Annotated in this window: 30 protein-coding genes; 17 read left to right on the forward strand and 13 right to left on the reverse strand. The window is 67.3% G+C overall.

Annotation, left to right across the window (positions count from 1 at the left end):
* Positions 1 to 20: 20 nt before the first annotated feature.
* Positions 21 to 1,523, reverse strand: coding sequence for an argininosuccinate lyase (gene argH, locus ACKTT0_RS05480; protein ID WP_407848773.1), 1,503 nt, complete (start codon positions 1,521 to 1,523; stop codon positions 21 to 23).
* Between the two features lie 168 nt (positions 1,524 to 1,691).
* On the opposite strand from argH, the gene ACKTT0_RS05485 reads away from it, so the two are divergent.
* The 11 genes from ACKTT0_RS05485 (at position 1,692) to ACKTT0_RS05535 (ending at position 10,965) form a co-directional block, all read left to right on the forward strand.
* Positions 1,692 to 2,603, forward strand: a complete 912-nt coding sequence (locus tag ACKTT0_RS05485; RefSeq protein ID WP_407848775.1) for a LysR family transcriptional regulator — start codon at positions 1,692 to 1,694, stop codon at positions 2,601 to 2,603.
* A gap of 118 nt (positions 2,604 to 2,721) precedes the next feature.
* Positions 2,722 to 3,624 (forward strand): amidohydrolase family protein, encoded by a 903-nt coding sequence (locus ACKTT0_RS05490; RefSeq protein ID WP_407848776.1) that lies wholly within the window; start codon positions 2,722 to 2,724, stop codon positions 3,622 to 3,624.
* A gap of 18 nt (positions 3,625 to 3,642) precedes the next feature.
* Positions 3,643 to 4,623 (forward strand): alpha/beta hydrolase family protein, encoded by a 981-nt coding sequence (locus ACKTT0_RS05495; protein WP_407848777.1) that lies wholly within the window; start codon positions 3,643 to 3,645, stop codon positions 4,621 to 4,623.
* A 120-nt stretch (positions 4,624 to 4,743) separates the two neighbouring features.
* Complete coding sequence (locus tag ACKTT0_RS05500) at positions 4,744 to 5,751, forward strand: GlxA family transcriptional regulator (protein WP_081760312.1); 1,008 nt, start codon at positions 4,744 to 4,746, stop codon at positions 5,749 to 5,751.
* 163 nt (positions 5,752 to 5,914) lie between these two features.
* On the forward strand, positions 5,915 to 6,598 hold the full coding sequence (locus tag ACKTT0_RS05505; RefSeq protein ID WP_028352898.1) for an ABC transporter permease: 684 nt from the start codon (positions 5,915 to 5,917) through the stop codon (positions 6,596 to 6,598).
* Entirely contained in the window at positions 6,595 to 7,599 is a 1,005-nt protein-coding gene (locus tag ACKTT0_RS05510; RefSeq protein ID WP_407848780.1) for an ABC transporter ATP-binding protein, read from the forward strand. The genes ACKTT0_RS05505 and ACKTT0_RS05510 overlap by 4 nt, the downstream gene beginning before the upstream one ends.
* Positions 7,596 to 8,309 (forward strand): ABC transporter permease, encoded by a 714-nt coding sequence (locus ACKTT0_RS05515; RefSeq protein WP_407848781.1) that lies wholly within the window; start codon positions 7,596 to 7,598, stop codon positions 8,307 to 8,309. Before ACKTT0_RS05510 ends, ACKTT0_RS05515 begins: the two co-directional genes overlap by 4 nt.
* 37 nt (positions 8,310 to 8,346) lie before the next feature.
* Positions 8,347 to 9,228 carry a glycine betaine ABC transporter substrate-binding protein gene (locus ACKTT0_RS05520; protein WP_407848783.1) on the forward strand — a complete coding sequence of 294 codons (882 nt, stop codon included), beginning with the start codon at positions 8,347 to 8,349 and terminating at the stop codon, positions 9,226 to 9,228.
* Between the two features lie 14 nt (positions 9,229 to 9,242).
* Positions 9,243 to 10,097: a nitrilase-related carbon-nitrogen hydrolase gene (locus tag ACKTT0_RS05525; protein ID WP_407848785.1), complete on the forward strand. Its 855-nt coding sequence runs from the start codon at positions 9,243 to 9,245 to the stop codon at positions 10,095 to 10,097.
* 116 nt (positions 10,098 to 10,213) lie between these two features.
* Positions 10,214 to 10,537 carry an ArsR/SmtB family transcription factor gene (locus ACKTT0_RS05530; RefSeq protein WP_407848786.1) on the forward strand — a complete coding sequence of 108 codons (324 nt, stop codon included), beginning with the start codon at positions 10,214 to 10,216 and terminating at the stop codon, positions 10,535 to 10,537.
* Positions 10,534 to 10,965: an SRPBCC family protein gene (locus ACKTT0_RS05535; protein ID WP_407848788.1), complete on the forward strand. Its 432-nt coding sequence runs from the start codon at positions 10,534 to 10,536 to the stop codon at positions 10,963 to 10,965. Before ACKTT0_RS05530 ends, ACKTT0_RS05535 begins: the two co-directional genes overlap by 4 nt.
* A gap of 54 nt (positions 10,966 to 11,019) precedes the next feature.
* Here ACKTT0_RS05535 and ACKTT0_RS05540 read toward each other — a convergent pair whose 3' ends face one another.
* Positions 11,020 to 11,802 (reverse strand): NAD(P)H-dependent oxidoreductase, encoded by a 783-nt coding sequence (locus ACKTT0_RS05540; protein WP_407848790.1) that lies wholly within the window; start codon positions 11,800 to 11,802, stop codon positions 11,020 to 11,022.
* Between the two features lie 97 nt (positions 11,803 to 11,899).
* On the opposite strand from ACKTT0_RS05540, the gene ACKTT0_RS05545 reads away from it, so the two are divergent.
* Positions 11,900 to 12,832 (forward strand): LysR family transcriptional regulator, encoded by a 933-nt coding sequence (locus tag ACKTT0_RS05545; RefSeq protein ID WP_407848792.1) that lies wholly within the window; start codon positions 11,900 to 11,902, stop codon positions 12,830 to 12,832.
* On the opposite strand, the gene ACKTT0_RS05550 is transcribed toward ACKTT0_RS05545, so the two are convergent.
* The 5 genes from ACKTT0_RS05550 to ACKTT0_RS05570 all read right to left on the reverse strand — a co-directional run bounded on the left by ACKTT0_RS05550 (position 12,829) and on the right by ACKTT0_RS05570 (position 16,368).
* Positions 12,829 to 13,149, reverse strand: coding sequence for a putative signal transducing protein (locus tag ACKTT0_RS05550; RefSeq protein WP_407848794.1), 321 nt, complete (start codon positions 13,147 to 13,149; stop codon positions 12,829 to 12,831). The two genes, ACKTT0_RS05545 and ACKTT0_RS05550, sit on opposite strands and share 4 nt — an antisense overlap.
* A gap of 90 nt (positions 13,150 to 13,239) precedes the next feature.
* The gene (locus ACKTT0_RS05555; protein WP_407848795.1) at positions 13,240 to 14,235 is read right to left on the reverse strand and encodes a Bug family tripartite tricarboxylate transporter substrate binding protein; all 996 of its coding nucleotides are present in this window, start codon (positions 14,233 to 14,235) and stop codon (positions 13,240 to 13,242) included.
* 45 nt (positions 14,236 to 14,280) lie between these two features.
* Positions 14,281 to 15,192 (reverse strand): allantoinase PuuE, encoded by a 912-nt coding sequence (locus tag ACKTT0_RS05560; protein ID WP_407848797.1) that lies wholly within the window; start codon positions 15,190 to 15,192, stop codon positions 14,281 to 14,283.
* A 1-nt stretch (position 15,193) separates the two neighbouring features.
* Complete coding sequence (locus tag ACKTT0_RS05565) at positions 15,194 to 15,706, reverse strand: ureidoglycolate lyase (protein ID WP_407848799.1); 513 nt, start codon at positions 15,704 to 15,706, stop codon at positions 15,194 to 15,196.
* Positions 15,707 to 15,711: 5 nt separating this feature from the next.
* Positions 15,712 to 16,368 carry a GntR family transcriptional regulator gene (locus tag ACKTT0_RS05570; protein WP_407848800.1) on the reverse strand — a complete coding sequence of 219 codons (657 nt, stop codon included), beginning with the start codon at positions 16,366 to 16,368 and terminating at the stop codon, positions 15,712 to 15,714.
* Positions 16,369 to 16,692: 324 nt separating this feature from the next.
* Here ACKTT0_RS05570 and ACKTT0_RS05575 point away from each other — a divergent pair, with 324 nt between their 5' ends.
* The 3 genes from ACKTT0_RS05575 (at position 16,693) to ACKTT0_RS05585 (ending at position 19,322) form a co-directional block, all read left to right on the forward strand.
* Positions 16,693 to 17,664 carry a Bug family tripartite tricarboxylate transporter substrate binding protein gene (locus ACKTT0_RS05575; protein ID WP_407848801.1) on the forward strand — a complete coding sequence of 324 codons (972 nt, stop codon included), beginning with the start codon at positions 16,693 to 16,695 and terminating at the stop codon, positions 17,662 to 17,664.
* A gap of 33 nt (positions 17,665 to 17,697) precedes the next feature.
* Positions 17,698 to 18,606 (forward strand): LysR family transcriptional regulator, encoded by a 909-nt coding sequence (locus ACKTT0_RS05580; protein ID WP_407848802.1) that lies wholly within the window; start codon positions 17,698 to 17,700, stop codon positions 18,604 to 18,606.
* 134 nt (positions 18,607 to 18,740) lie between these two features.
* Entirely contained in the window at positions 18,741 to 19,322 is a 582-nt protein-coding gene (locus tag ACKTT0_RS05585) for a hypothetical protein (protein WP_407848804.1), read from the forward strand.
* 35 nt (positions 19,323 to 19,357) lie between these two features.
* Here the strand turns inward: ACKTT0_RS05585 and ACKTT0_RS05590 are convergent, their stop codons facing one another.
* Genes ACKTT0_RS05590 through ACKTT0_RS05615 form a run of 6 tightly spaced genes read right to left on the reverse strand, consistent with a single transcriptional unit; the run spans position 19,358 to position 24,292 of the window.
* Positions 19,358 to 20,080: an amino acid ABC transporter ATP-binding protein gene (locus tag ACKTT0_RS05590; protein WP_407848806.1), complete on the reverse strand. Its 723-nt coding sequence runs from the start codon at positions 20,078 to 20,080 to the stop codon at positions 19,358 to 19,360.
* A 23-nt stretch (positions 20,081 to 20,103) separates the two neighbouring features.
* A complete protein-coding gene (locus tag ACKTT0_RS05595) occupies positions 20,104 to 20,796 on the reverse strand; it encodes an amino acid ABC transporter permease (RefSeq protein WP_028352917.1) in 693 nt (230 codons plus the stop codon).
* 6 nt (positions 20,797 to 20,802) lie between these two features.
* The gene (locus tag ACKTT0_RS05600) at positions 20,803 to 21,507 is read right to left on the reverse strand and encodes an amino acid ABC transporter permease (RefSeq protein ID WP_028352918.1); all 705 of its coding nucleotides are present in this window, start codon (positions 21,505 to 21,507) and stop codon (positions 20,803 to 20,805) included.
* Between the two features lie 25 nt (positions 21,508 to 21,532).
* Complete coding sequence (locus ACKTT0_RS05605; protein ID WP_028352919.1) at positions 21,533 to 22,363, reverse strand: ABC transporter substrate-binding protein; 831 nt, start codon at positions 22,361 to 22,363, stop codon at positions 21,533 to 21,535.
* A 19-nt stretch (positions 22,364 to 22,382) separates the two neighbouring features.
* The gene (locus ACKTT0_RS05610; RefSeq protein WP_407848809.1) at positions 22,383 to 23,615 is read right to left on the reverse strand and encodes an aminotransferase class I/II-fold pyridoxal phosphate-dependent enzyme; all 1,233 of its coding nucleotides are present in this window, start codon (positions 23,613 to 23,615) and stop codon (positions 22,383 to 22,385) included.
* Between the two features lie 8 nt (positions 23,616 to 23,623).
* The gene (locus tag ACKTT0_RS05615) at positions 23,624 to 24,292 is read right to left on the reverse strand and encodes an RraA family protein (RefSeq protein ID WP_407848811.1); all 669 of its coding nucleotides are present in this window, start codon (positions 24,290 to 24,292) and stop codon (positions 23,624 to 23,626) included.
* 353 nt (positions 24,293 to 24,645) lie between these two features.
* Between ACKTT0_RS05615 and ACKTT0_RS05620 the strand changes: the two genes are divergently transcribed.
* Both ACKTT0_RS05620 and ACKTT0_RS05625 read left to right on the forward strand, forming a co-directional pair.
* Positions 24,646 to 25,206 (forward strand): sigma-70 family RNA polymerase sigma factor, encoded by a 561-nt coding sequence (locus tag ACKTT0_RS05620; RefSeq protein WP_407848813.1) that lies wholly within the window; start codon positions 24,646 to 24,648, stop codon positions 25,204 to 25,206.
* A 14-nt stretch (positions 25,207 to 25,220) separates the two neighbouring features.
* The gene (locus ACKTT0_RS05625) at positions 25,221 to 26,276 is read left to right on the forward strand and encodes a FecR family protein (protein WP_407848815.1); all 1,056 of its coding nucleotides are present in this window, start codon (positions 25,221 to 25,223) and stop codon (positions 26,274 to 26,276) included.
* Positions 26,277 to 26,327 lie beyond the last annotated feature (51 nt).

Here is a 26,327-nt window from a genome sequence, read left to right on the forward strand (position 1 = left end):
GCGTGGTTGAACGGCCGCCTTCAGCCGGCGGCCAGGGCCTCCAATGCCTGCTCGCGGGATTGGGCGGCCTGCGCCAGGGCCGCGCGGCGCGCCGCCAGCCGTTGGCGCGCCGCCCGCAGCGCTTCGTCCTGCTCGCGCGCCCGCGCCGCGACCCGCTCCGGCGCCGGCCCGCCGGCGACCGCCCGGGCCGCCACGCCGGCCACCGGATCGAGGCAGCGCGCGACGGTTTGCGGGTCCAGGCCCATGGGCCGGCCAAGCTGCTCGCGACCGGCGGCATCGATCATCTGCGCCGTGATCGCGTCGGCCGGCAGGCCCTGGTCCAGCGCCTGGCGCACCACCGCGCCGACGATATGGTGGGCCTGCCGGAACGACACATCGGCCTGGCGGACCAACGCGTCGGCCAGGTCGGTGGCCATGGAGAAATCCTGCCGCGCCCGCGCCTCCATGCGCGCGCGCAGCGGCCGCGCGGCGCCCAGCACCAGGCCGAACAGCCGGGCGCCGCGCTCGCATTCCTGCGCCGCCTCCCAGAAGCTGCGCATGCTCTCGCGATTGCCATGGCCGGTATGCGTGAAGTTGGACTCTTTCACGCTGCTGAGCGCCGCGGCCTGCAGGCCGATCATGTGCCCGGCCTTGCCCTTCAGGTATTCCAGCACGACGGGGTTTTTCTTCTGCGGCATGATGCTCGAAGTGCCGGCCACGCTGTCGGGAAACTCGACCAGGCCGAACTCGGGCGTCGACCAGACATAGAAGTCCTGCGCCACCCGGCTCCAGGTCACGGCCGCGACCGTCATCGCCGCCAGCAGCTCCCAGGCGAAGTCGCGCGAGGCGACCGAATCCAGCGCATTGCCCGTGCAGGCGGCGAAGCCGAGCAGGCGCGCCGTTTCTTCGCGCTGGATCGGGAAGGCCGTGCCGGCCAGGGCGCCGGCGCCCAGCGGGCAGGCCTCCAGCCCCGCCAAGGCGGTTTCCAGCCGGGCCAGGTCGCGCCCCAGGGTCTCCGCGACCGCCGCCAGGTAGTAGCCATAGGTAATGGGCTGGGCGGCTTGCAAGTGCGTATAGCCCGGCATGACCACCCCGGCGTGCTCGCGGGCGCCGTCGAGCGCGCATTGCCAGGCGTCGCAGACGGCGTCCATCAATGCCAGGCTGGCATCGCGCGCCCGCAGGCGGTCGTGGGTGGCCAGGATATCGTTGCGGCTGCGCGCAATGTGCAGACGGCCGCCCGCCTCCACGCCGGCCAGCTCGATCAGGCGCGCCTCGTAGTTGAAGTAGGCGTCTTCGCGCTGCGGATCCAGCGGCACCGCGGCGGGCCCTTCGCGCTCCATTTGCCGCAGCACGCGCGCCAGTTGCGTGGCGGCTTGCGGCGCCAGCAAGCCGGCCTGGCGCAGCATCAGCAAGTGGGCCTGGTTGATCTGGGTGAGATACGCGAAACCGCTGGCGAACTCGCGCGCCAGGCGCGGCTCGTAGATGTACTCGCAGATTTCCGGCGCGGTGGCCTGTCGCAGCCGCCGGCTGACTTTCGATTCCATGATGCAGGTGTCCTTCATCCTCATGCGCGCCGTTTGCCGGCGTCGACTGCAGGCAGTATGGAAAGCCCCCTATATACGGTCAAATCATTTGTTTTGTAGAATCAATACGGTTTTGATATGGCCTTTTTCGCCGCGCCGCCACGCCCGCCACCAAGCGCCTCCGCCGCCATGAACTTCAAGCAGATCGAGACTTTCCGCGCCGTCATGCTGACGCGTTCCATGACGGTGGCCGCGGCACAGCTGCATACGTCGCAGCCCAATGTCAGCCGCGTGATCGCGCAGCTCGAGGCCGCTACCGGCCTGCGCCTGTTCACGCGGCAATCCGGCCGCATCGAACCGACCGCCGAGGCGGAATTCCTGTTGCGCGAGGTGGAGCGCTCGTTCGTCGGCCTGGACAGCCTGCGCGACGCGGTGCGCGCCATCCGCCAGCAAGGCGCGGGCACGCTGCGCATCGGCGTGGTGCCCTCGCTGGCGATGAGCGTCATCCCGCTGGGCATCCGGCTGTTCCGCCAGCGGCATCCACAAGTTCCCATCGCCGTGCATACCAGCGATTCGCCCACCGTCGCCAAGTGGACGGCCACGCGCTTCTGCGATGTGGGCCTGGTGTCTTACCTTTCCGACGTGCCGGGCGTGCAAGCCCGCCTGTGGCATCGCGAGCAAGGCGTGTGCATCGTATCCGCCGGCCACCGGCTGGCGCGCAAGCGCCGCATCACCAGCCGCGACCTGGACGGCGAAGAGTTCATTTCGCTCAACCATGGCGACGGCACCCGCGCCATCGTCGACGCCGCCTTCGTGCCGGACCGCCGCCGCCTGACGCTGGAAACTCCCTACGCGGTCACCATCTGCACGATGGTCGGCATGGGCCTGGGCGTCAGTGTCGTCAACCCACTGGTCGTTTCCAGCCTGCAGTTGCCCACCGTCAAGAGCCTGCCCTTCGAACCGGCCACGTTCTTCGAGAGCCATGTGCTGCACGCGCAGTCGCAGGCGGAACCGGCGCTGGCCGGCGTGTTCATGGAATGCCTGCAGGAAGCGATCGACGCCGGCGCGCGGCCCGGCGAGGCGCGGCGACCCCGCCGCTAGGGGGCGGCCAGCCCCCCATCATCGGCATGGCGACTGCTTGATATGAGTTGTCGCTTTGGTCGGAGGGAGCAAGAAAGGGAAACGTATATCTTCGTGTCGTTCTGATGAGCTGTCGGCCATGACGACCTCCACGCCACGAATCGATGCCCACGTGCATTTCTTTACCCTGCGGGACTTGCAACGCGCCGGAACCCGGCTTCCCTATGCGCTGCCCGCGCCGCACTCGCTGGGCGGCTATCTCGACCGGCTGATCGGCGCCGGAGTGCGCATGGCGCTGCTCAACAATGTGCACCTGAGCATCTTGCCGGATTCCAGCCACGTATTCGCGTCGTTCGCCGAACTGGCGCAATTGCAGCGGCGCGATCCGGGCCGCTACGGCGGTATCCGGCTGGTAGGCACCATTCTGGCCGACCCGGCCTACGCCACGGCGCAGCGCCTCGCCCACCCGCAAGTACAGGGCGTGCGCATCGTCCTGCACGATACCCCTGCCGATGCCATTCGCGACGATGCATACACAGGGCCGGACTGGCAAACCCTGTTCCACCGATTGCGTGGCGACCAGCACGTGCATATCTATGCGCAGCATGCGCAAACCAACCTGAAAGTCCTGCGCCAGTTGCCGCCGCTCGCGCGCGTGCTGATAGACCACCTGGGCACCTGCCACGCCGAGCGCGGCGCCGACGAACCGGCCTATGCCGAATTGCTCGACGAAGCTCGCCGGCGCGGCAATGTCTATTTCAAGGGCCCAGGCTACCGCACCGCGACCGATCCGGCAGTAGTCGCGCCGTTCGCGACACGCATCATCGAACGGGTCGGCCCTGGCAGATTGCTCCTGGAGGCCAGCGATGCCCCCCACGTGGGCCGCGCGGCACGGGGCAGCGCCTATGCGGACCGCTTCACTGCCCTGGCCGCGCTCGATTTCTCGGCGCGGCTCGCCGCGGCCGCCGCCACGCGGACAGGCCTCGCCGCGGAGACCCTGCTGCGCGGGGCGTGCCCCGACCTCTTTCCCTCCTCTCGTTGAAACACTGCGAGCAAAACCATGATGAACATCATCGAAGAAGACATTGCCTTTCCCGTTCCGTACCGCGATGGCGTCCTGCAACTGCGCGGACGCGTGCTGCGTCCCGCCGATTCCGGCGGCGCGCAACCCGAACTGCCACCGGTCGTGTTCAACTCCGGCTTTACCGGCGGCGCCAGCATGTACGGGCAATTGGTCGGCAAGGCGCTGGCCGAGCATGGCTACCGCGTCATGACGTACGACGTGGCGGGCTTCTTCAAGAACAAGGATGTGCGCAATACCTTCCGGCGCGACGGCCGCACGATTACCGATGTCGACCTCGAGGACCAGAAGATCGAAGTCCTGGCCGCGGTATCCTGGACACAACAGCGCTTTGGACGCATGCCGGTCGTCGCTTCCTGGGCGATGGGATCGGTGGCCAGCCTGGCGGCGGTCGCCGAACTGGCCCGCTCGGGCGCCGAACAAGTGCCCTTCTATGTGCCGATGAACTACACGCGCATCGCGGCGCTGCAGGACCTGCGCGCCGACAAGGCCGCCGCCCACGCGGCGCTCATGCGGTTGGCCGATGACGACGGCATTCCGCCGTTCGATACCGGCACGGAGGCGACGCGGCTCGGCTACTACCCGCTCGATCCCGCCACGCAGGCTTATGTCGACCGCCAACTGGGGGGGTACACGGATGCCGAAGGCGTCGAACGCTGGCCCGGTTGCGCCTACGTGAGCGCGAGATCCTACAAGGAAGGCATCGGCTTCGACCCGGAAGCCGGGCTGGGCGCCGCCGCCGGCCGCTTCCCGCCCGCGCTGATCATTCACGGCGCGCGCAATACCCTGCACATGCCGGGCGAGTCGATCCGGCTGCACCATGCCTATCCCGGCCAGAAGCAGGACCGGCCGCTGCTGATCGAGGATATGGAGCACGGCCAGCAGATGGCATCCGGGCATCCCGTGTTCCGCTACATGATCGGTCAGATCGACCAGGGAATCCGCGCGCACTGCGCCTGAGGCGCGCAAGCGCGGCGGCGCCCGCCGGCGCCGCCGCGGCAGTGGCCGGACGCGCCGCCTTTCTGCTATACACCAACTTCGACACGGGCCACCGGCACTGGCAATGCAGAAAGGAGCACTATGGGAAATTCGTCAGCGACGACGACCGGAATCGCGGACAGCGCAGCCCCGGCCTCTGCCACGCCACGGCGCATCGGCCTGCTGATCTTTCCCGAGTTCTCCCTGATGGCGCTCGCATCCGCCATCGAGCCCCTGCGCGCGGCCAACCGGCTCGCCGACCGCCAGCTCTACACCTGGCATCTGCTGTCGCCCGAGCAAGGCGGCGTATCTTCCAGCAGCGGATTCGAACTGCAGACCACGTCAATCGACGATGCGCCGCCAATAGATCGCCTGTTCATCGTGGCCAGCCTGAGAATCGAGAAGCTGCACGATGCGCGCGTCAATCGCTTCCTGCAAAGGCTTGCCGCAACCGGGACCACGCTCGGGGCCCTGAGCACCGGCACCTTCGTGCTGGCGCGTGCCGGCCTGCTTTCCGGCCACCAATGCACGCTGCATTGGGAATCGCTGCGGCAGTTCGCCGAAGAGTTCCCTACCATACAAGTCTGCCGTGAACTGTACGTGCGCGACCGCACCCGCTGGACCTGCGCCGGCGGCACCGCGGCGATAGACCTGATGCTCGACCAGATATCCAGCGACTACGGGGGCCAGCTGGCGGCCGACGTGGCCGAGCAGTTCCTGCACAGCCGCATCCGCGGCCCGCACGAGCACCAGCGCATGGCGATCCAATGGCGCTATGGCGTGAACGATTCCCGCATCACCGCGGCAATCGCCTGCATGGAGGAAAACCTTGAGCATCTAGTCGCCATCGAGGATATCGCCAAGCGCTGCAACCTGTCCCTGCGACAGCTCGAACGCCTGTGGCACCATCACTTCGGCATGACGCCCCAGCGCTTTTACCTGGCCGTGCGGTTGAACGAGGCGCGCCGGCTGCTCAAGGAAAGCACGGAATCGATCTCGTCGATCGCGCTGCGCTGCGGGTTCGTCTCGGCTTCGCACCTGGGCAGCGCCTACCGCAACGCCCACGGCCATACGCCCGGCGACGAACGTCGGAAATCCGACAATCGCTGAACAACCGCCCGGCGCTCCAGACTACGCGGCAAGGGGCTGGGCAGGCCGGCGCCCGGCGCATGATGTCGGATTCTTGATATAGTCTGTCGGGCCATCGGTTCACCCCGGGGCGCCTCTTATAGCATCATCCCCCCCAAACCCCACCCGAGGGGAGGAGACGCAAATGGAGACGCTTCGCTTCATCGGCGAGAACTTGCCGTTGATCGGCTCGCTGACGCTGCAGCACCTGGGCATCGTATCGGTGGCCGTCGGGCTCGCCGTGCTTACCGGCGTGCCGATCGGAATCGCAATATCCCAGCACGAACGCGGCGCGCGCGTAGTGCTGGCCGTCGCCGCGATCGTGATGACCATACCGTCGGTCGCGCTGTTCGGCCTGATGATTCCCCCGCTTTCGCTCATCGGGCAGGGTATCGGCATGGTCCCGGCGATCATCGCGCTGTTCCTGTATTCGCAGTTGCCGATCATCCGCAACACCACCACGGCGATTTCCAACGTCGATCCGGCCCTGCGCGAAGCCGCGTACGGCATGGGCATGTCGTCATGGCAACGCCTCTGGAAGGTTGAACTGCCCATCGCCGTTCCGCTCATCATGGCCGGTGTACGCGTGGCCGTGGTCATCAATATCGGCATCGCGGCCATCGCCACCTACATCGGCGCCGGCGGATTGGGCGCCCTGATCAGCCGCGGCATTTCGCAATCCGATTCGCGCCAGCTGCTGGCCGGCGCCCTGCTCATCAGCATCATCGCGGTGGCCGCGGACTACCTGCTGCACTGGCTTCAAGGCGCGCTGACGCCCGAGGGCCTGCGTCAGCCGGCGCGCGCCAGCCGCAAGGAAGCCATTGCATGATCCAGATCCAGAACCTCTGCAAGCGATACGGCGCCATCACGGCGGTCGAGGACGTCTCGTTCGAAGTCGAAGAAGGCCAAGTCTGCGTGCTGCTCGGCCCTTCAGGCTGCGGCAAGACGACGACGCTGAAAATGATCAACCGTCTGATCGAGCCCACGTCGGGCCGGGTGCGGATCGCCGGCCGCGACACGGCCGAGCTGGACTCGGTCACGCTGCGACGCTCCATCGGCTATGTCATCCAGCAAGTCGGCCTGTTCCCGAACATGACGGTCGAAGACAACATCTGCGTCGTCCCCAACCTGCTGGGATGGGACAAGCAGAAAAGCCGCCGGCGCGCCGCCGAACTGCTGGAGATCGTCGCGCTCGACCCGGCCATGTTCCTGAAGCGCTATCCGCGCGAACTGTCGGGCGGCCAGCAGCAGCGCGTCGGCGTGGCCCGGGCGCTGGCCGCCGACCCGCCTGTCATGCTGATGGACGAACCCTTCGGCGCGATCGACCCGATCAACCGCGATGCCATCCAGGACGAGTTCATGCGCATCCAGCGGCAGGTCCGCAAGACGGTGCTGTTCGTCAGCCACGATATCGACGAGGCAGTCAAGATGGCCGACTGCGTCGCCCTGTTCCGGGCTGGCCGGATCGAACAATTCGGATCGCCAGACGACCTGCTGGCCCGTCCCGCCACGGACTTCGTCGCGGATTTCATGGGCAGCGACCGCATCCTGAAGCGGCTGCGGCTGATGCAGGCGCACAGTATCGTGCGCCGCGATGCCGGGGCGGCCGGCGTGCCGCTGGAGACGGATCGCGATGGCCGGATCATCGGCGCGGTGCCTCTGCGGGTGCGCCCCGCGGATGACCTGCGGCACGTGCTGTCGGCCCAGTTGGCGAGCCGCACCACCTGGGCGGCGTGCGTCGATGACGACCGGCGCTGCCTCGGCGTCGTGCTGCAGTCTGACATCCTGGCCAGGCTGACGGAACACCAGGCGACCGCGAGGCAGGCATGACACGCAAGGGCCTGATCCTCGCTTGCGCCGCGCTGCTGATATCCGTGGCGTATTCGGCCCATGCAGGCGTGTGGACCGCCATGGGAGCCTATCGCGAAGACGTCGTCTACCTGTCTATCCAGCATATGCAGCTCGTCGCGATCTCGAGCAGCCTGGCGTTGGTCGTGGCGATTCCGCTGGGCATCTGGATGAGCCGCCCCGCCATGTACCGGTTCACGCAGCCGATACTGCAGCTGCTGAATATCGGGCAGGCGATTCCCAAGCTTGCGCTGCTGGCGCTGGCGATGAGTTTCGTCGGGCTGGGCGCGCCCTCGGCGATCTTCGGGCTGTGGGTGGCCACCCTGCTGCCGGTCGCCGTCAACACCTTCGAAGGCCTGCGGGCCGTGCCCGCCCATCTCGTCGAGGCAGCCGAGGCCATGGGCATGACCCGCGCGCAGATCCTCTGGCGCGTCGAGTTGCCGAATGCCCTGTATGTGATGTTCGCCGGCATCCGTACCGCGCTGGCGATCAATGTGGGAACGGCGCCGCTGGCGTTCCTGATCGGCGGCGGCGGCCTGGGCGAGCTGATTTTCACGGGGATCGACCTCATGGAACCCGGCATGCTCCTGGCGGGCGCCATTCCGACCGCCCTGCTGGCCGTTGCCGTCGATTTTCTCATCGGCCAGGTCCAGTTCTGGCTCATCCCGAAAGGGGTCAATCCGCTGCGCTGACCGCGCGGCCTGCATCAACAACAGGGGGATCAAGACCATGCTCAAACGTGCCCTTCGCATCGCGGCCACGCTTGCCGGCGCGGCGCTGTCGCTGTCCGCGCAAGCCCAGGCGGTCGTCGTTGGCGGCAAGAATTTCACAGAACAACAGATCTTGGCGGAGATGACCACGCAGTACCTGGCCGGCAATGGCTTTACCGTGGACAAGCGAGTCGGCCTGGGGTCGGCGGCACTGCGCCAGGCGCAGGAAGCCGGCCAGATCGACGTCTACTGGGAATACACCGGCACTTCCCTCGTCACCTTCAACAAGATCAAGGAGCGGCTTGATGCCAGGGCGACCTACGAAAAGGTCAAGCAGCTCGATGCCACGAAAGGACTGGTGTGGCTCAGCCCGTCCAAGGCCAACAATACCTATGCGTTTGCCATGCGCCGCGCCGATGCGCAGGCAAAGGGCATCAAGTCGCTGTCCGACTTGGCCGCCAAGGTCAGCAGCGGTGAGCCTCTCAAGTTCGGCAGCAATGCCGAGTTCTACGCTCGCTCCGACGGGCTGCGGCCGCTGCAGGCCACGTATGGATTCGAATTCGGCCGGGCGAACATCGTGCGCATGGACAGCGGCCTGGTGTACCAGGCGCTGCGCGATGGACAGATCGACGTCGGGCTGGTCTTCGCAACGGACGGTCGCGTGCAGGCCTTCGATTTCGTCACGCTGGCGGACGACAAAGGCCATTTCCCGAACTATGCGCTGACGCCAGTCGTGCGGCAGGCGGCTATCGACCAGCACCCGGGGCTGGCGGAATCGCTGAACAAGCTGTCGGCGAAACTCGACGACACGGTCATGGCCCGTCTCAACGCCGCGGTCGATGTGGACAAGAAGAGCGTCGAAGACGTCGCGGCCGGGTTCATCAAGGCGCAATCTTGGTAGCTCGGGAGCAACCCATGGCCGCCCGCCTGAAAGTCGCCGTCGGACAGATCGCCTGCATCCCGGGCGACTTGCAAGCCAACCTGCTCATTCACCTGCGCATGGCCGAACAGGCCCGCCACGCGGGAGCCGACCTGCTGGTGTTCCCGGAACTGTCGCTGACCGATTATCTGCCAGCGCCTGATTGCGCCGCGCTGGCGCTGGGGCGCGACGCCCCGGTTCTCGACCAGTTGGCCCGGACAGGCGGCGGCATGGCAATTTCGGCCGGTTTCATCGAACGGGGCAACGACGGACGCTACTACAACGCGCAGGCTTTCCTCGCGCACGGCCGCCTGCAGGCCGTGCATCGCAAGCTCTACCTGCCCGGCTACGGCACGCTGCGCGAAGACCGCGTCTATGCCAAGGGAGAGCAGCTGCGCATCCAGGCGCTTGGCGACGATTGGCAGGCGGCGACGCTGATCTGCGCCGATCACTGGAATCCGGCCTTGCCGTGGCTGGCGGCGCTGGGCGGCGCCAACCTCATGCTGGTACCAGCGGCGTCGGCGCGCGGCGCGGTCGGCGACGGCTTCGACAACCCGCGCGGCTGGGAGATCAACCTGCTGCATACCGCGCTGACCTACGGATTGCCGACCGTTTTCGCCAACCACTGCGGCCAGCGCGGCGACGCCGATTTCTGGGGCGGCTCCCGCATCCTGGATGCCTGCGGCCGCGAGCTGGCGCGCGCCGGCAGCGGGCCGGACCTCATCATGGCCGACATCCTCGCCGCCGACGGCGTGGCCGCCCGACGGCGACTGCCCACCGCGCGCGACAGCGACCCCGCGCTGGTCGGACAATTGCTGGCCCGCTACCCGGGCGCGCGCGACACGCCCTGAAGAGTCCTCGCTGCGTGACTTCGCGCCGGGCCCGCCGGTGCGCCGGGCCCCCTTCTCTTGACCAATTGATAACTCATGAGTTATGGTTAACCCATAACTTTCTGGTTATTAATTACATGCCCCAACCGCCCGACCTCCTGTTCCGCACCCTGGCCGACCCGACCCGGCGGGCGATTTTCGAACGCCTCTGCCGCGAAGGCGAGCAGACGGTGGTCGCCCTCACCGCGCCGTCCGGGATATCCCAGCCGGCGGTCTCCAAGCACCTGGCCGTGCTGAAGCGGGCCGGCCTGGTGCGGGATCGCCGCGCCGGCCGGTCGACGCACTACAGCGCCCGGCCGGGCGCACTGGCCCCGCTGGTGGACTGGGCCAGCCAGATGACCGCGTTCTGGGAGAACCGGTTCGATGCTCTCGAAGACCTGTTGAAAAGGATGGACCAATGAGCAATGCCAATACCGAAGCGCGTTCCGTGGTGGTCGAGCGCGAGATTCCGCATCCGCCGGAAAAAATCTGGCGCGCCTTGACGCAGCCGCACCTGATCGCGGAATGGCTGATGAAGAACGATTTCCAGCCGGTGGTGGGCCACCGCTTCAATCTGAACGGCGATTGGGGCGGCACCCTGGACTGCGAAGTGCTCGCCGTCGAGCCGCCCACGACGCTGTCCTATACCTGGAATTTCCCGAACGAGGACCCGGCCTACAACCTGCGCAGCGTGGTGACCTTCACCCTGGCGCCGACGACCGCCGGCACGCGGCTGCGCGTCGAGCAGTCCGGCTTCGGGCCAGACCAGAAACAGGCCTACGGCGGCGCCCGGGCGGGCTGGCCGCAGTTCCTGGACAAGCTCGAGCAGGTGCTGGCGCGGGCCGGCTGAAACGGCGCGCCCGGGCGGGGCGCGGCGCCATTGCTCGCTGGACCATCGCCGGTGTCACTCGCGCACGTGCAGCGCGAAGCCGCCCGCGCTGCGCCCGCCGAATTCCGGGCGCAGCTCCATGCTGGGAATGAAATAGTCGCCGCCATTCTGTTTCCGGTAGGGAATCGGCGGCGTGGTTGCCAGGGCGCGCATCCGTTCGCGCAGCGCCTGCGCCGTCGCGGCGAACGCGGCCTCGTCCATGCGATCGACCTTGTAGGCCACGAACGGCGGCAGCACGTCATAGCCAGGGTAGTGCAGGATGCCGTGATTGATGGGGAACAGCAGGTCCTCGATCGGGCCGTTGATGCCGCGCGGCGAATAATGTTCCTGCCAGCCGCCGGTGGTCACGATCAGCATGGCGCGCTTGCCGGCGAAGACGCCTTCGCCGTACCGGTCGCCCCAGCGAGTGTCGTTGTGCTCGCCCACGCCATAGGCAAAGCCGTACGAGTAGACGCGGTCCACCCAGCCTTTCAGGATCGCCGGCATGGTGAACCACCAGAGCGGGAATTGCAGCAGCAGGGTATCGGCCCAGCGCAGTTTGTCGTGTTCTGCCTTGACGTCGGCGGTCAGGGTGTCGGCGGCGTAGGCCTGCTTGGATGCGCGGCTGGGCTGCAGGCGCTCGGCCGCGCCCAGTTGCGGGAAGTCGAGACGGTCGACCTGGGCTTTCCAGCCGTCCGCGTACAGGTCGGACACGCGCACTTCGTGGCCGTGCGACACGAGTTCATCGACGGCGGCGTCGCGCAGGGCGCCGTTCAGCGACCGGCGCTCGGGGTGGGCAAAGACCAGCAATACTTTCATGATCGGCAATCCTCCGGGGTAAACATTCAGGCCTCAAGCGTAGACAGCCCGCCATCAATCCGGTAGATATCCGCAATGGATATGATTTTGCTGAATTATGGATAAATCCGACATCACGCTGGACCGCATGCGCGCCTTTGTCCGTGTGGCTGAACGCGGCAGCCTGTCCGCCGTGGCGCGCGAGCTGGCCGTGGGGCAATCGACCGTCTCCCGCCAGTTGAAAGAACTGGAACAAGCGCTCGGCGTCGCGCTGTTGAGCCGCACCACGCGCCGCGTCACGGTGACCGACGAAGGCGCGCGCTACTACGCCCATTGCGTGCAGATCCTGCGCCTGGTCGAACAGGCGGGCGAGGAAGCGCTGGGCGAACGCGGCGCGCCCGCCGGGACGGTACGCGTGTCATGCACCGCGGCCTTCGGGGTGCGGCACGTCAGCGGCCTAGTCTTCGCGTTCCAGGACCGCTTCCCCGACATACGCGTCGACCTCGGCCTGACCGACGAACGCATCGACCTGCTGCGCGAAGGCGTCGACATCGCCCTGCGTCTCGGCCCGCTCGGCGACAGCTCGCTGAAGCTGCGGCCGCTGGGACTATCGCGGCGCCTGCTGGTGGCGGCGCCCGCCTATCTGGCGGCGCGCGGCACGCCGACGCGCCTGGCCGACCTGGCCGGCCACGAATGGATACGCATGTCGAACGTGTCCGGCAGCGACAGCCTGGTGCTGCAGGGGCGGGACGGCAAGGAACACCGGGTGCCCATCGGCGGCCGGCTGCGGGTCGACCACGGGCTGGCCGCGCGCGCAGCCATCGCAGCCGGGCGCGGCATCGCGGCCGCCCACCAGTGGCTGGTGAGCGACCTGCTGGCCAGCGGCGCGGTCAAGCCGGTGCTGCCGGGCTACGGCCTGCCGCCAGTGCCCCTGAACATGCTGATCGTTCCCGAACGGGCCGGCATCGCCCGCGTGCGGCTGCTGATCGATTTCCTGGTGGAACACATCGGCGGCGTCCCCGGCATCGACGCGCCGCGCCACGGCGGCTAGGGCCTGTTCCCCCTAAAAGGAGCGCCGCATTGCCAGCAGGTCGAGAATTGCGGCTCCAGCCATTCGCCGCAGGCATCGCAATGCCAGTGCGGCAGGTTGCGCGCCGCGTCGGCATATCCCTCGATGAGGCGCATGGCGGCGGCGCGCTCGTCCTCGTTCTCGATCCACAGGTCGGGGCCGCACTGGTCGACCGGGATCTCCCCCGCCGCTCCCTGCAGGTAGCGGCCGCTCACGTGGCAGGCGATGCCCGCCTGCTGCAGCAGGTTGGCCCAATGCTGGCCGAGCAACAAGTCGGGCGCGCGGATCAATCGGATCATCAGTGCCACCAATGGAAGAAAGACCTCTGGCATCATAAAAGCAGATGCATGCCGGTGTCCCGTGCTGGCGCCGCGCCCCCCGGCCGCGGTTCAGTCGAGCTTCACGCCGGCCCGGCCGACCACCTCGGCCCACAAGGGCACTTCGCGCTCGATCAGGGCCTGCAGGTCGGCGGGACTGGAGGACTCCAGCAGCAGGCCTTCTTCGGCATAGCGCTGGCGGAACTGCGGATCGTCGAGCGCCTTGGCCAGCATGGGCTGCAGCACGTCGACCACCTCCTGCGGGATGCCCTTCGGCCCCACGACCGCATACCAGGTCGTGGCGTCGAGCCCCTTGACGCCCAGCTCACTGGCGGTGGGGACGTCGGGAATCACGGATAACCGCTGGCTGCCGGTGATGGCCAGCGCCTTGACTTGGCCGCCGCGATATTGCTGCAGCATTTCCGACACCTGGGTCACGCCCAGGTCCAGCTCGCCGGACATGATGGCCATCAGCACCGGCGCGCTGCCCTTGTAGGGCACATGCACCATCGCGTTGCCCATCTGGGCATTGAGCAGTTCGCCGGTCAGGTGGGTGATGCTGCCGGCGCCGGACGAGCCATAGTTCAGCGCCCCTCGGTTCGCGCTGGCGGTGGCGATCAGGTCGGTCAGCCGCGCGGCTTGCAGCTTGGTGCTGGCGGCGAACACCAGCGGGCTGCGCCCCACCAGGGTCAAGGGCGTGAAATCGCGGCGCGGGTCGTACGGCAGTTTGGAGTACAGGCTGGACGCGGTCGCCAGCGTGGACACGTTGCCCAGCAGCAGCGTATAGCCATCGGCTTCGGCGCGCGCCACGCTCGCGGTGCCGATGGTGCCGCCCGCGCCGGCTCGGTTTTCCACGACCACGGGCTGTGCAATCTGTGTGCCGAGGTTCTTGGCCAGCGCGCGCGCCAGGGTATCGGCCGCGCCGCCGGGCGCGAAGGGAACGACCAGCCGTATCGGTTTTTCCGGATACGCGGCGCCATGCGCGGCGACCGGCCCCAGGGCCAGCAACGCCGGCAGGACGGCAGTGGCCAACAAGCGCCTCCGGGTGGCGCGAAATGACGTGATCATGGTGTTCTCCTCAGGTGCTCTTGTGTGTTGTGGAAATGCCCCGCGTCAAGCAGTGGGCGGGTGCGTGGCGAGCCAGTGGCGCGCCAGGTCGGCGCGCCGGCAGACCCAGACGTCCCGGTGAGCGGCCACGTGATCCAGGAAACGTTCCAGCCCGGCCGCCCGGCCCGGATGCCCGGCCAGCCGCAGGTGCAGCCCGACCGACATCATCTTCGGCTGCGCGGCGCCTTCGCGATACAGCATGTCGAAGGCGTCCCGCAGGGATTCGTAGAAATCGTTGGCGGTGGCCAGCGCGCCACGGATGAACTTGGCGTCGTTGTGGACCAGCCCATATGGCACAACCAGGTGCGCGCGCTGCTCGACCCGCACGTAATAGGGCAGCTCGTCGTTGTAGGCGTCGGAGTCATACAGGAACCCGCCCTCCTCCACCACCAGCCGGCGCGTATTGAGGCTGGGCCCGTAGCGGCAGTACCAGCCTTGCGGGCGCTGGCCGACGCTGGCCTGGATCGAGCGGACGGTGCGGGCGATGCGCTCGCGCTCCTCGTCCAGGCCCAGGTTCTGGTGGCGTTCCCAGCGCCAGCCATGCGCGCAGATGTCCCAGTCACTTGCCCGGATGGCGCGACAGACCTCGGGGTTGCGTTCCAGGGCCAGCCCGCAGGCGAACAGGGTGGCGGGAAACTGCCGCTCGCGCAGCAGCCGCGCGATGCGCCAGAAGCCCACGCGGCTGCCATACTCGAACATCGATTCGGCCGCCAGGTCGCGGCCAGCGAAACCGCCCGCGCCGCCTTCCGTCAGGCCGGTTTCCGACACCGGATCGCCATCGGGCACGGACGGCTCGCCGCCCTCCTCGTAGTTGATGCAGAAATTCAATGCCAGGCGCGCCCGCCCCGGCCACTTGGGATCGGGCGGCTTGGCGCCGTATCCGACGAAATCGCGCGCGAGCGCATCGGCCAGGCTCATGTCAGGCTCCTTCGGGCAGGGTTGCGGGAATCGTCACATGCACCGGCGCGGGCAACGACCAGAACTCGTCGTCGCCGCCGTCGCCGGCCACCGCCATGGCCACCACGAATTCGGCCCCGCCCCGCATGGCCGACAGGCCGTGGTGCCAGACGCCCGGGGCATAGCTCACCCCTTGCCGGCCAGACGCCACGAAGGCCTGCAGCCGGGCCAGGTCCGGCAAGCCGTCGGGCAGCGAAGGCGCCACGATGACCAGGTACGGGCTGTGCGTCAGCGGAATGAAGGTCTGGGCAGAACGGAGGTGGCGCTCGAGGGCGGTCACGCCGACCGGGCTGGCGAGGGCCTGCTCGACGCGCGAGATCCACATCTTGTGCTGCAGGCCGTCGGCCGCCACCGAATAGGGCGTGGAGACATAGCGGCGCCGCGCCGGCCCGGCGTGTTCGAGCACATCGCCATAGGGCGCGAACGCTTCCTGCGTCAGCGGGGTCGCGCGCACGGCGCCGGGCGGGGAAGACATCTGCATCATTGCCCCAGGTAGCCGAGCGTCTTGAGATAGGCCTGGCGCACGTTGGCCAGGTGCGCCACCATGGCGGCGCGCGCCGCTTCCGCATCGGCGCGCCCGAGTGCGTCGAGGATCGCGAGGTGCTCCTGGCGCGCCAGCAGCCAGCGGTCGGCGATCCGCTCTACGTTGCACAGCCGGGCGCGCAGCCGCACGTCGGCGATCATGGCCGCCATGGTGCGGTTGCCGCAATGCTCGGCCACGAGGTTATGCACTTCGTTGTCGTATGACCAGTCCTGCTGCTCCGTCAGCATGGTCTGTTCCAGTATGGCCTGCAGCCGCTCGCGCACTTCTTCCAGCCGCGCGGGCGGGATCCTGCCGGCGGCCAGCGCGGCCGCCTCGCCTTCGAGCAGCGTGCGCACCTGCAGGAATTCCAGCAGCTCGGTGGCGCCGAACGCCTTCACGATGACCGAGCCGTTCGACAGGCGGGCCAGGATGCCTTCGCCCAGCAGGCGGTTCAGGGCGGCCCGCATGGGCGTGCGGGATACGTCCAGCTCATCGGCCAGCCGTCTTTCTTCCAGGACTTCGCCCGGACCGATGCGCCGCGAAACGATGCTGTCGAGGACCGCCTGGTAGGTGCGTTCGGACACGCTTTCCAGGGGCTTGGATGAATACGCCATTTGTATACATGTGGGATCCCAACGGAATCCAATTGTATTCGAAGCGCCGCCCCGGGCAAGCCCGTTCGTGTCCGCTGCCCGGACTGGTCGCGCCGGGAACCTCCACACAGTCATTACAATCCTGCCCATGCAGGCGGGCGGCCATGCCCCCGCCCGGCACGCATATCCGGGCCCGCCCTCCAATCCGGCGGCGAGCCCGTAGGGATGCCGGCCCGCCTACGCGCGGACGGCATCCCCTGATCGACCCGGCCCTACCCCGCGCTGCGATGTCGTTCTGATGATTTCCCGACCGATTCATTGAGAACCACGAAGAAAGGTATTTTCATGTCGCAGCGACTCAAGCGCCTTGCCGGCCTTGCCGCCAGTATCCTCGTCAGCGCCGCGGGCGTCGCCCATGCCGCGTATCCCGAACGGCCGATCAACCTGGTGGTGCCCTTCCCGCCCGGCCAGGCCACCGATATCTTTGCCCGCATGGTGGCCGAGCAATTGGCCAAGGAAGTGGGGCAGCCCGTCGTGGTGGAAAACAAGGCCGGCGCCGGCAGCAACATCGGCATGCAGCATGTGGCCCGCTCCGCGCCCGACGGCTACACCCTGGTGGTGGGCGGCAGCGCGGCCGCCGTCAACCAGACGCTGTACAGCAACCCGGGCTATTCGTTGCAGGACGATTTCAGGCCGGTGGGCGGTATCTTCACCGTGCCGCTGATCTTCCTGGCCACGCCGCAAAGCGGCATCACTTCACTGGCGCAACTGATCGAACAGGCCAAGGCCAGGCCGGGCGAACTGGCATACGCCAGCGCCGGCATCGGCGGCACGCAGCACCTGTCGGCCGAGATGTTCAAGGCCGACGCCGACATCGACCTGCGCCACATTCCCTACAAGGGCAGCGGCCCCGCCCAGGCCGATTTCCTGGGCAACCATGTGCCGCTGATGGTCGATTCGGTGACCGCCGCGCTGCCCCACGTGCAGTCGAAGGCGGCCGTGCCGCTGGCAGTGACTACCAGCCAGCGCGTGCCGCAATTGCCGGATGTGCCGACCGTGGCCGAATCGGGCCTGGCGGGCTTCGAGGCGGTCGGCTGGGCCATGATCTTCGCGCCCGCGCAAACGCCTGACGACGTGGTCGCCTTCCTGAACCAGAAGGTCAACGCCATTCTCGAATCGCCCGAGATGGCCCGGGCCCTGGCGGATCGTGGCGGCCAGCCGCTGGTCTACGCCCCCGAGGAAGGCCGGCGCTTCGTGGTCAACGAAGTGGAAAAATGGGGCAAGGCCGTGAAACGGTCGGGCGCCTCGGTGGACTGATCGTCCGCGCACGCCGCCGAGCCGCCGCCCGCCATGCTGACTTTCAAGCAGATCGAAGCACTTTACTGGGTGGTGCAGCTCGGCGGCTTCGCCAATGCCGCCGAACGGCTCAACACGACTCAGTCAGCCATTACCAAGCGCATCCAGGAACTGGAAACCAGCTTCGACATCCAGATCTTCAACCGCAGCGGGCAGAAGGCCACCTTGACGCGCACCGGCGAGGAACTGCTGGAAATGGCGGCCGACCTGCTCGGCCGGCGCGACCAGATGCTGCTGAAGATGAAGGGCTTCAAGCCGTTTTCGGGTTCGCTGCGGTTGGGCATCACCGAGATCACGGCCATGACCTGGCTGCCCCAGCTGATGCAGGCCTTGCGCACCACCTTTCCCGAGCTGATCGTGCAGCCCAAGATCGGCATGGCATGGCAGCTGCAGCAAAGCCTGCTGAACGGCCAGCTCGACATGGCGATCCTGCATTGGGAAATCCGCCATCCGCACCTGGAAATCGAGCCGATTGCCCAGGTGGATTTCGGCTGGGCGGGCAGCCCGTCGGTGATTTCGCCGGCCAAGGTCTACACGCCCGAAGACATCTCGCGCATGAACATCATCCGGCAGGATCCGGATTCGGCCCTGAACGCCATTTACGATGAATGGCTGGCGCCCTATACCTCGCAGTCGAACCTGTTCACCATCAACAGCCTGCAGGCCATGGTGGGCCTGACCGTGGCGGGGTTTGGCGTGGCCTGCATCGCCACCGGGTATTTCTCGGACCTGTTCAAGAGCCGCAAGCTGGTGCTGGCGCGCACCACCAAGCCGATGCCCACCTCGATGTACTGCGCCATGTACGCCAAGCAATCGAACACCATGTTCTACCAGGAAATCGCGCGCATCGCGCGCGATGTGTGCGATTTTTCCCGGCCTTATGGCGGCGGCCTGGGTGTTTGAACCCGCCGGGGGCATGCCGTTTGTCCACCATTGACCGGTCGATTGCCAAGAAGTTATAAAGCCGCTGGCGCCGCCGGCCCTCCAACTCTCTTCAGCATCGAATCTGCATGTCAGCTGGGAAGAATTTCGCTGGAATGGCGCATGGCATCGCCTCGCTGGCGCTTCTACTCGCCTTTCTTGCGCCGCACCTGTTCAATCACATGCTGGGCGTCTTTGGCAACGACGTGCATATGGCCGTCATGGACGTGCTGCGGATCGTCTACCGCCACGGCGCCGTCGAGCCCGTCCTGATCACGCTGTTCTTCCTGCAGATTCTCAGCGGGCTGGTACTGCTCAAGCCCGGGACCGCGCGGCGCGCCGACATGCTGGATGCCCTGCAGACCGCGTCGGGCATTTACCTGGCGTTCTTCATTGCGTCACACATCAACTCGGTATTCATCCTGGCACGCTACTTCGGCACCGAGACCAACTATGCATGGGCGATCGGCGAGCCCGTCGGGCTGGTCGGCGACGCATGGAACATCCGGTTGCTGCCGCACTATTCGATCGCCGTCTGGCTGCTCATTGTCCATCTCGCCTGCGGCCTACGGGTTGTCATGCGAGGCCATGGCGCATCCGAATCACGGTCGGCCGCGGCGGCGTGGGGTGTTATCGGCGTAGGCAGCCTGGTCACTATCGTCATCACCGCCGGCATGACCGGCCTGCGCCTGGCATAGCGGGCCAGCGCCGCGCGCCAGCGGCGCCCCGCGCCTCAGTGCCGGATATCGGCCAGGAACTTGCGGGCCCGCTCGGTGCGGGCCTGCGCGAAGAACTGCTCGGGCGGCGCCTGCTCGACGATGCGGCCGGCGTCCATGAACCAGACGGTGTCGGCCACGTCGCGCGCGAAGTTCATTTCGTGGGTGACGCACACCATCGTCATGCCTTCGGCGGCCAGCGATTTCATCACCAGCAGCACCTCGTTGACCATTTCCGGATCGAGCGCGCTGGTGGGTTCGTCGAACAGCATGATGCGCGGCTTCATGGCCAGCGCGCGGGCGATCGCCACGCGCTGCTGCTGGCCACCCGATAGCTCGCCCGGATAGGCGTCGGCCTTGTGCGCCAGCCCGACCCGCTCCAGCAACGCGTGCGCGTTCGCGCGCGCCTCGCCCTTGCTCATGCGCTTGAGCATCACCGGCGCCATCATCAGGTTGTCCCGCACGCTCATGTGCGGAAACAGATTGAACTGCTGGAACACGAAGCCGATGTGGCTGCGCATCTCGTCCAGCGACTGGCACTGGTAGACGTCCACGCCGTCGACCAGGATGCTGCCCTTCTGGATGGGCTCCAGGCGGTTGATGGTGCGGATCAGCGTCGATTTGCCCGAGCCGGACGGCCCGCACACCACCAGCACCTCGCCCTGCCGCACGCTGGCGTTGATATCGTCGAGGGCGAGATACTCGCCATACCATTTACTGACGTTCTTGAATTCGATCATGAGAGTACCCAGGGGCGCCGCCGCTAGACCGTCACGATGCGCGTGCCGCGCATGCGGGTCTCGACGAGCTTGACGACGCCGGTAAGAATCAGGTTCAGGGCGAAGTAGGTCAGCGCCAGCAGCGTGAACACCTCGAACGGCTTGGTCAGCAGGATGTTATTGACCTGGGCGGCGGCGAAGGTCAGCTCGTGCACGCTGATGACGAAGCCCAGCGAGGTCTCCTTCACCGTGGAGATGAACTGGCTGAGCATGCTCGGGATGGTGTTGTACAGGGCCTGCGGCAGCACGATCTTGCGCATGGTCTGCATATGGCTCAGGCCCAGCGAGCGTCCGGCTTCCATCTGCCCCTTGGGCAAGGCCTGGATGCCGCTGCGGATGATCTCGGACAGGTACGCGCCTTCATAGATGATCAGCGCGGCGGCCATGGTGACCACGCCGCTGACCGAGGCGCCGATCACCAGCGGCAGGAAGAAGTAGGCCCAGAAGATGAACATGATGAGCGGCAGCCCGCGCACCACATACACCACGGCCGTCGCCGGCCAGTAGAACACCCGGTGCGAGCTGATGCGGCCCAGCGCCAGCAGCACGCCAATGGGAAACGCCAGCGCCAGGCTGACCAGCGCCAGCCCCACGGTGGCCACCAGCCCGCCCATGGGGCCATTGGGCCACTGGCCCACCAGCAGCAGCAACCAGTTGTCGGAGAGGATTTCCAGCATGACGATTTACCGGGCCTTGGCCACGTAGGCGGCCCGTTTGGACAAATAGGCGCCGGCCAGCATCAGCAGCAGCGAGATAGCGAGGTACAGCACCGTGACCACGAAATAGATCTCGAAGGTCTTGAAGGTGGCGGACTCGATCTCGCGGCCCGCGCCGGTCAGCTCGATCAGGCCGATGGCCATGGCCAGGCTGGTGTTCTTGAACAGCAGCAGGGTCTGGTTGGTGAGCGGCGGGATCGAGATCTTGAAAGCCTGCGGCAGGATCACCTTGCGCATCGCCTGCAGATAGCCCAGGCCCAGGCTGCGCGCGGCTTCCATCTGGCCGCGCGGAATGGCGCGGATGGCGCTGCGCAGGTCTTCGCCCACATAAGCGGCCGTGACCAGCCCGATGGCGATGGTGGCGTAGAAGAACTCGCCGCCGATGATGTTGATGGCGTCGTTCAGGGCCGGCGGCACGATGGACGCCACCCCGAAGTACCACAGCAGAATGTGCACCAGCATCGGCACATTGCGGTGGAAGGCCACGTACACGGCGATCAGCCAGTTGAGCGGCCGCAAGTTGAGCATGCGCAGCACGGCCAGCAGGCTGCCCAGCGTGAACGCCATCAGCCAGGCCAGCAGGGTCATCTTCAGGGTGGTGGCCAGGCCACCCAGTATCAGGGTCGGGTAGCCGTTACTCAGTAACGCACCAAAATCCAATGTGTATTTCATAACCAGCTACCCGCCACGCAGGCCATCAGCCCTTGATTTCCTCGACCTTGAACACGCGCTTGGTCGGGAACTTGGTGTCCGGGCCGAACCAGCGGTCGAAGATGGTCTGCAGCTTGCCCGAGGCTTCCAGGTCGGCCAACGTCTTGTTGACCTCGTTGCGCAGGCCGTCCTCACCCTTGCGCAGGCCGATGCCCCAGGGCTCGACGAACAGCGGCTCTTCGATGATGTCGAGCTTGACCGGCGACTTCTCGGCGTCCTGCTTGAACTTCAGCAGCATCAGCTCGGAGCCGACGAAGCCGGACACTTTCCTCTGCTGCAGGGCCATGAAGGCGGTCGGGGGATCCTTGAAGGTCACCGTGGTCACGTCGGGGATCAGGCGCTTGGCGCCGGCTTCCGACGACGACCCCGAGACCGCGCTGACGCGCTTGCCGGCCAGGTCGGCGGGCGTCTTCAGGGTGCCGGCGTCGTCGCGGCGGATCAGGATCTTCTGCGGGCTGACGTAGTGCTGGTAGCTGTAGTCGATCTGCTTGGCGCGATCGGCCGACCAGCCCAGGTTGGCCGCCACCAGGTCGACCCGCCCGCCGGCCAGCTCGGGAATACGGGCCGCCACCGAGATCATCTTGATCTCCAGCTTCACGCCCAGGCGGTCGGCGATCTCCTGGCACAGGTCGACCTCGTAGCCCACCACCTGGCGGGTCTTCGGGTCCTGGAAGCTGAACGGCTCGGACGTGCCCAGCGTGCCGCACACCAGCGTGCCGCGCGCCTTGACGTCGGCCAGCGCGTCGGCCTGCGCCACGCCCGCCACACCCAGGGCCGCCAGCAGCGGCACGCACTTCAACAGGTTCTTCAGTCGCATGGTTTTCTCCCGTGAATAGTTATTTAAGTTGGCCACATGCCCACGCCAGCTTTTCGCAACCCGTGCGGATCGTATCCAGGTCGGTGGCGAAACTCATGCGCATGTGGCCGGGGTTGCCGTAGGCGGTGCCGTCCAGGACGGCGACACCCGCGGCGTCGAGCAGGTAATGCACGAAATCCAGGTCGTTCTCGATGAGCTTGCCCGCGGGCGTGCGCTTGCCGATGAAGCCCTGGATATTGGGGAATACATAGAACGCGCCCGCCGGCCGCGGGCACGACATGCCCTCGATGCCGTCAAGCAATTCGACGATCAGGTCGCGGCGTTCCTTGTACAAGGCGATGATGTCGGCCACGCACTGCTGGTCGGCCGACAGCGCGGTGGCCGCTGCCACCTGGCAGATCTGGCTGGCGCACGAGGTGGACTGCGAAATCAGCGTCGAAATCGCCTTGACCAGCCAGGCCGGCCCCGCGGCATAGCCGACACGCCAGCCCGTCATGGCATAGGCCTTGGACACGCCATTGACCAGCAAGGTGCGCGGCGCCAGCGCCGGCGCCACGGCCAGCGGCGAAACGTAGCGGCCATCGTAGCAAAAATGCTCGTAGATCTCGTCCACCATCAGCAGCACCTGGGGATGCTTTTCCAGCACGGCCAGGAGCGCGGCCAGCTCCGCATCGGTGTAGATGGCGCCGGACGGATTATTCGGCGCGTTGAGCAGCAGCCATTTGGTGCGCGGCGTGATCGCCGCTTCCAGCGCCGCCGGCGTCACCTTGAAGTCCTGCGCCTCGGTGGTCGGCAGGATCACCGGCTTGCCGTCGTTGAGCAGCACCATGTCGGGATACGACACCCAGTAGGGCGTCGGGACGATGACCTCGTCGCCGGCGTCGAGGGTGGCCTGCAGGGCCGAGAAGATCAGCTGCTTGGCGCCGGTGCCCGCCACCAGTTGGTCCAGCCCGAACGACAGCCCGTTCTCGCGCTTGAACTTCTGCTGCACGGCGACCAGCAGCTCGCGGATGCCGGACGACGAGGTGTACTTCACCGCGCCGCTCTCGATGGCGGCGATGCCGGCCTGGGCAATGTGGCGGGGCGTGCCGACATCCGGCTCGCCGATCGTGAAATCGACGATCGTCTTGCCCTCGGCGCGCAGCATGTCGACCTTGCGCTTGGCCGCCATGCTGGGCGACGGCTTGATGGCGCCCATGCGCCGGGCCAGGAATGCGGCGGCCTGGTCTTGTTGATTCGGTGTTGCGGTCATGTCGCGGCCTACAGCAGGTTCTTGGCTTCGAGGACGGGATGCAGCCAGCTCTGGCGCTCGGCGCCGCTGGCGATCTCCGCCATGATTCGTTCTTCCTTGGCGGCATGCTCGCGCGCCTTCTGCACCAGGGCCTCGGCCTGGCCCGGCGGAAACGACACGATGCCGTCCTCGTCGGCCACGATCACGTCGCCGGGCTGGATCACCTGGCCGCCGATGTTGACCGGCACGTTGACCTCGCCCGGGCCGTCCTTGTAGGGGCCGCGATGCACATGGCCGCGCGCGTAGCAGGGAAACTCGTCATTCTCGAACGCCGCCACATCGCGAATCGCGCCATCGACGATCAGCCCGGCGCAGCCGCGCTGCTGCAGGTAGCGTTTCATGATTTCGCCGACGCAGGCATTGGTGAGGTCGCCGCCCGCATCGACCACCAGCACGTGGCCCGGCTGGACCAGGGTCATGGCGCGGTAGATGAACAGGTTGTCGCCCGGGCGCGTCTTGACGGTAAGCGCGCTGCCCACCAGCTTGCCCTTGCGGTTGTAGCGGGTCAGGCCGACGACGCCGCGCTGGCGGTGCAAGTTGTCGCTCAGGTGCGGGGTGACGATCGGCCGCAGCGCGGCGGCCAGGTCGGCGCCCAGCACTGGCGGGGCGGGATTGAGGGTGAATGAAGGATTCTGCATGGGTCCGTACTCCAGGAGTAGCGATCATGCAAAAAACCTCTTGAATCCTAAAGGGAATTTAAAGCTTAAGCTTTTATTCCTTGAGGGAATGAAAACTGTCCGGCAGGCTGGCGCCCACGGCGCGCGGCGGGGCCGATTATTTATGTAAAACAAGAGCTTGCCGGCGCACGACTGGGCCGCGCCCATGCCTGCGCCACAGGGCTGCCCCGCACATTCCTGGCGCACAGGACGGCCGCGGATTGGGGTAAATCCCCATATGGCGCGCGTCCGCCCACCGCAACAGAGGCCAACGAATAAGAACCATTTCCATTACTATTCATTTCCCTCTTCCGAAAAAACCCAGAGGGTTGATCGTGAGCGCCGCGCCCTTTCCCTACCCCACCCCGCCTTCGCTGGACGTGCTTTATACGGATCATCATGCCTGGCTGCGGGCCTGGCTGCAGCGCCGCCTGGGCAACGCCGCCGACGCCGCGGACCTGGCGCACGAGGCGTTCCTGCGGCTGATCCTCAAGCCGGCGCCGCGCGGCTTCGGCAGCCAGGGGGAAGCGCGCGCCTATTTGCGCGCCATGGCCCAGGGCATGTGCGTCAATCTGTGGCGCCGCCGCGAAATCGAGCAAGCCTGGCTCGACACGCTGGCGGCCCAGCCGCAGGCCTATGCGCCGTCGGCGGAACGGCAGGCCATGGTCCTGGAGGCTCTGCAGGAGATCGCCGCGCTCTTGCTCGACCTGCCGCCCAAGGCGGCGCGGGCTTTCCTGATGTCCGCGGTGTGCGGCATGAGCGCGGCCGAAGTCGGCGCGGAACTCGGCGTATCGTCGCGCATGGTGCGCAAATACGTCGCCCAGGCCATGCTGCGCTGCATGCAGGCGGATGCAGCGCAGACGGCCGCCGCCCTGCGCCAGGCGGCCGCGCCTTGAGCAGGTCGCGCGCCATGCCGGACATCCCCGCGACCGGCGCCGCGCGCGGGCAGGCCGGCGGCAACGAGGCCGCGCCGCCGCACCACATCATGGAGCAGGCGGCGCACTGGTACGCGTTGTTGGTCTCGGGCGAAGCCAACGCGGCCGACCAGGCGCAATGGCGCGCCTGGCTCGCGGCGCACGGCCAGCATCGTCAGGCCTGGCAGTATGTGGAATCCGTCAGCCAGCGCGTGCTGGCGCCGCTGCAAGGCGCGCCCGATCCGCGCCTGATGGCGAACCAGGTGTACACCGCCCATGCGCGGGTGCGGGCCCGCCGGCGCACCCTGGCCGCGCTCGGCGCCCTGGCCGCGGCCGGCATCCTGGGCTGGGTGGGCCGCCCCTGGCCGGCACTGGAGGACGCGTACGCGGCCTGGACCGCCGGCTACCGCACGGGCACAGGCGAGATCCGCGCCTTCACCCTGGACGACGGCTCGCGTATCTGGCTCAACGCGGCCAGCGCGGTCGACGCCGATATGGGCGCCGGCATGCGCCGGCTGTACCTGGCGGCTGGCGAGATGCTGGTGTCCACCCAGTCCGGCGACCCGCGCCCTTTCATCGTCGATACGCCGCAAGGCCGGATGCGCGCGCTGGGCACGCGCTTCACGGTGCGGCGCGAACCCGGCCACACCTTCCTGGCGGTCTACGCCGGCTCGGTAGAAATCCGTACCGTCGCCGATGCCGCATCGCACGTCATCCCGGCCGGGCGGCAAGCCCGCTTCAGCCACGACGCGATCCTGGCCGACGCGCCGGCCGACCCCGCGCGCGAAGCCTGGAGCCGCGGCGAACTGATAGCCTGGGACCTGTCCCTGGCGCAGATCGTCGCAGAGCTGGACCGCCATCAGGCCGGATACATCAGCCTGGCGCCGGAGGTCGCGCAACGGCGCGTGTTCGGCACCTTCCCCTTGCATGACGTGGACGGCGCGCTGGCCATGCTGGCCGAGGCGGCCACGGTGCGGATCCGCCGGCCGCTGCCGTGGTGGATCTCGATCGAGGACCGCCCGCCGCAGGCGCCTTCCGATCGGCGCTCATGAGGCCGCACGCCGGGCGCGCATGGGCGGGCGGCCCATTTCCTGCCAGGCCAG

The organism is Bordetella saccharivorans, from assembly GCF_045862855.1.
In the GTDB taxonomy this organism is placed as follows: domain Bacteria; phylum Pseudomonadota; class Gammaproteobacteria; order Burkholderiales; family Burkholderiaceae_B; genus Bordetella_A; species Bordetella_A petrii_F.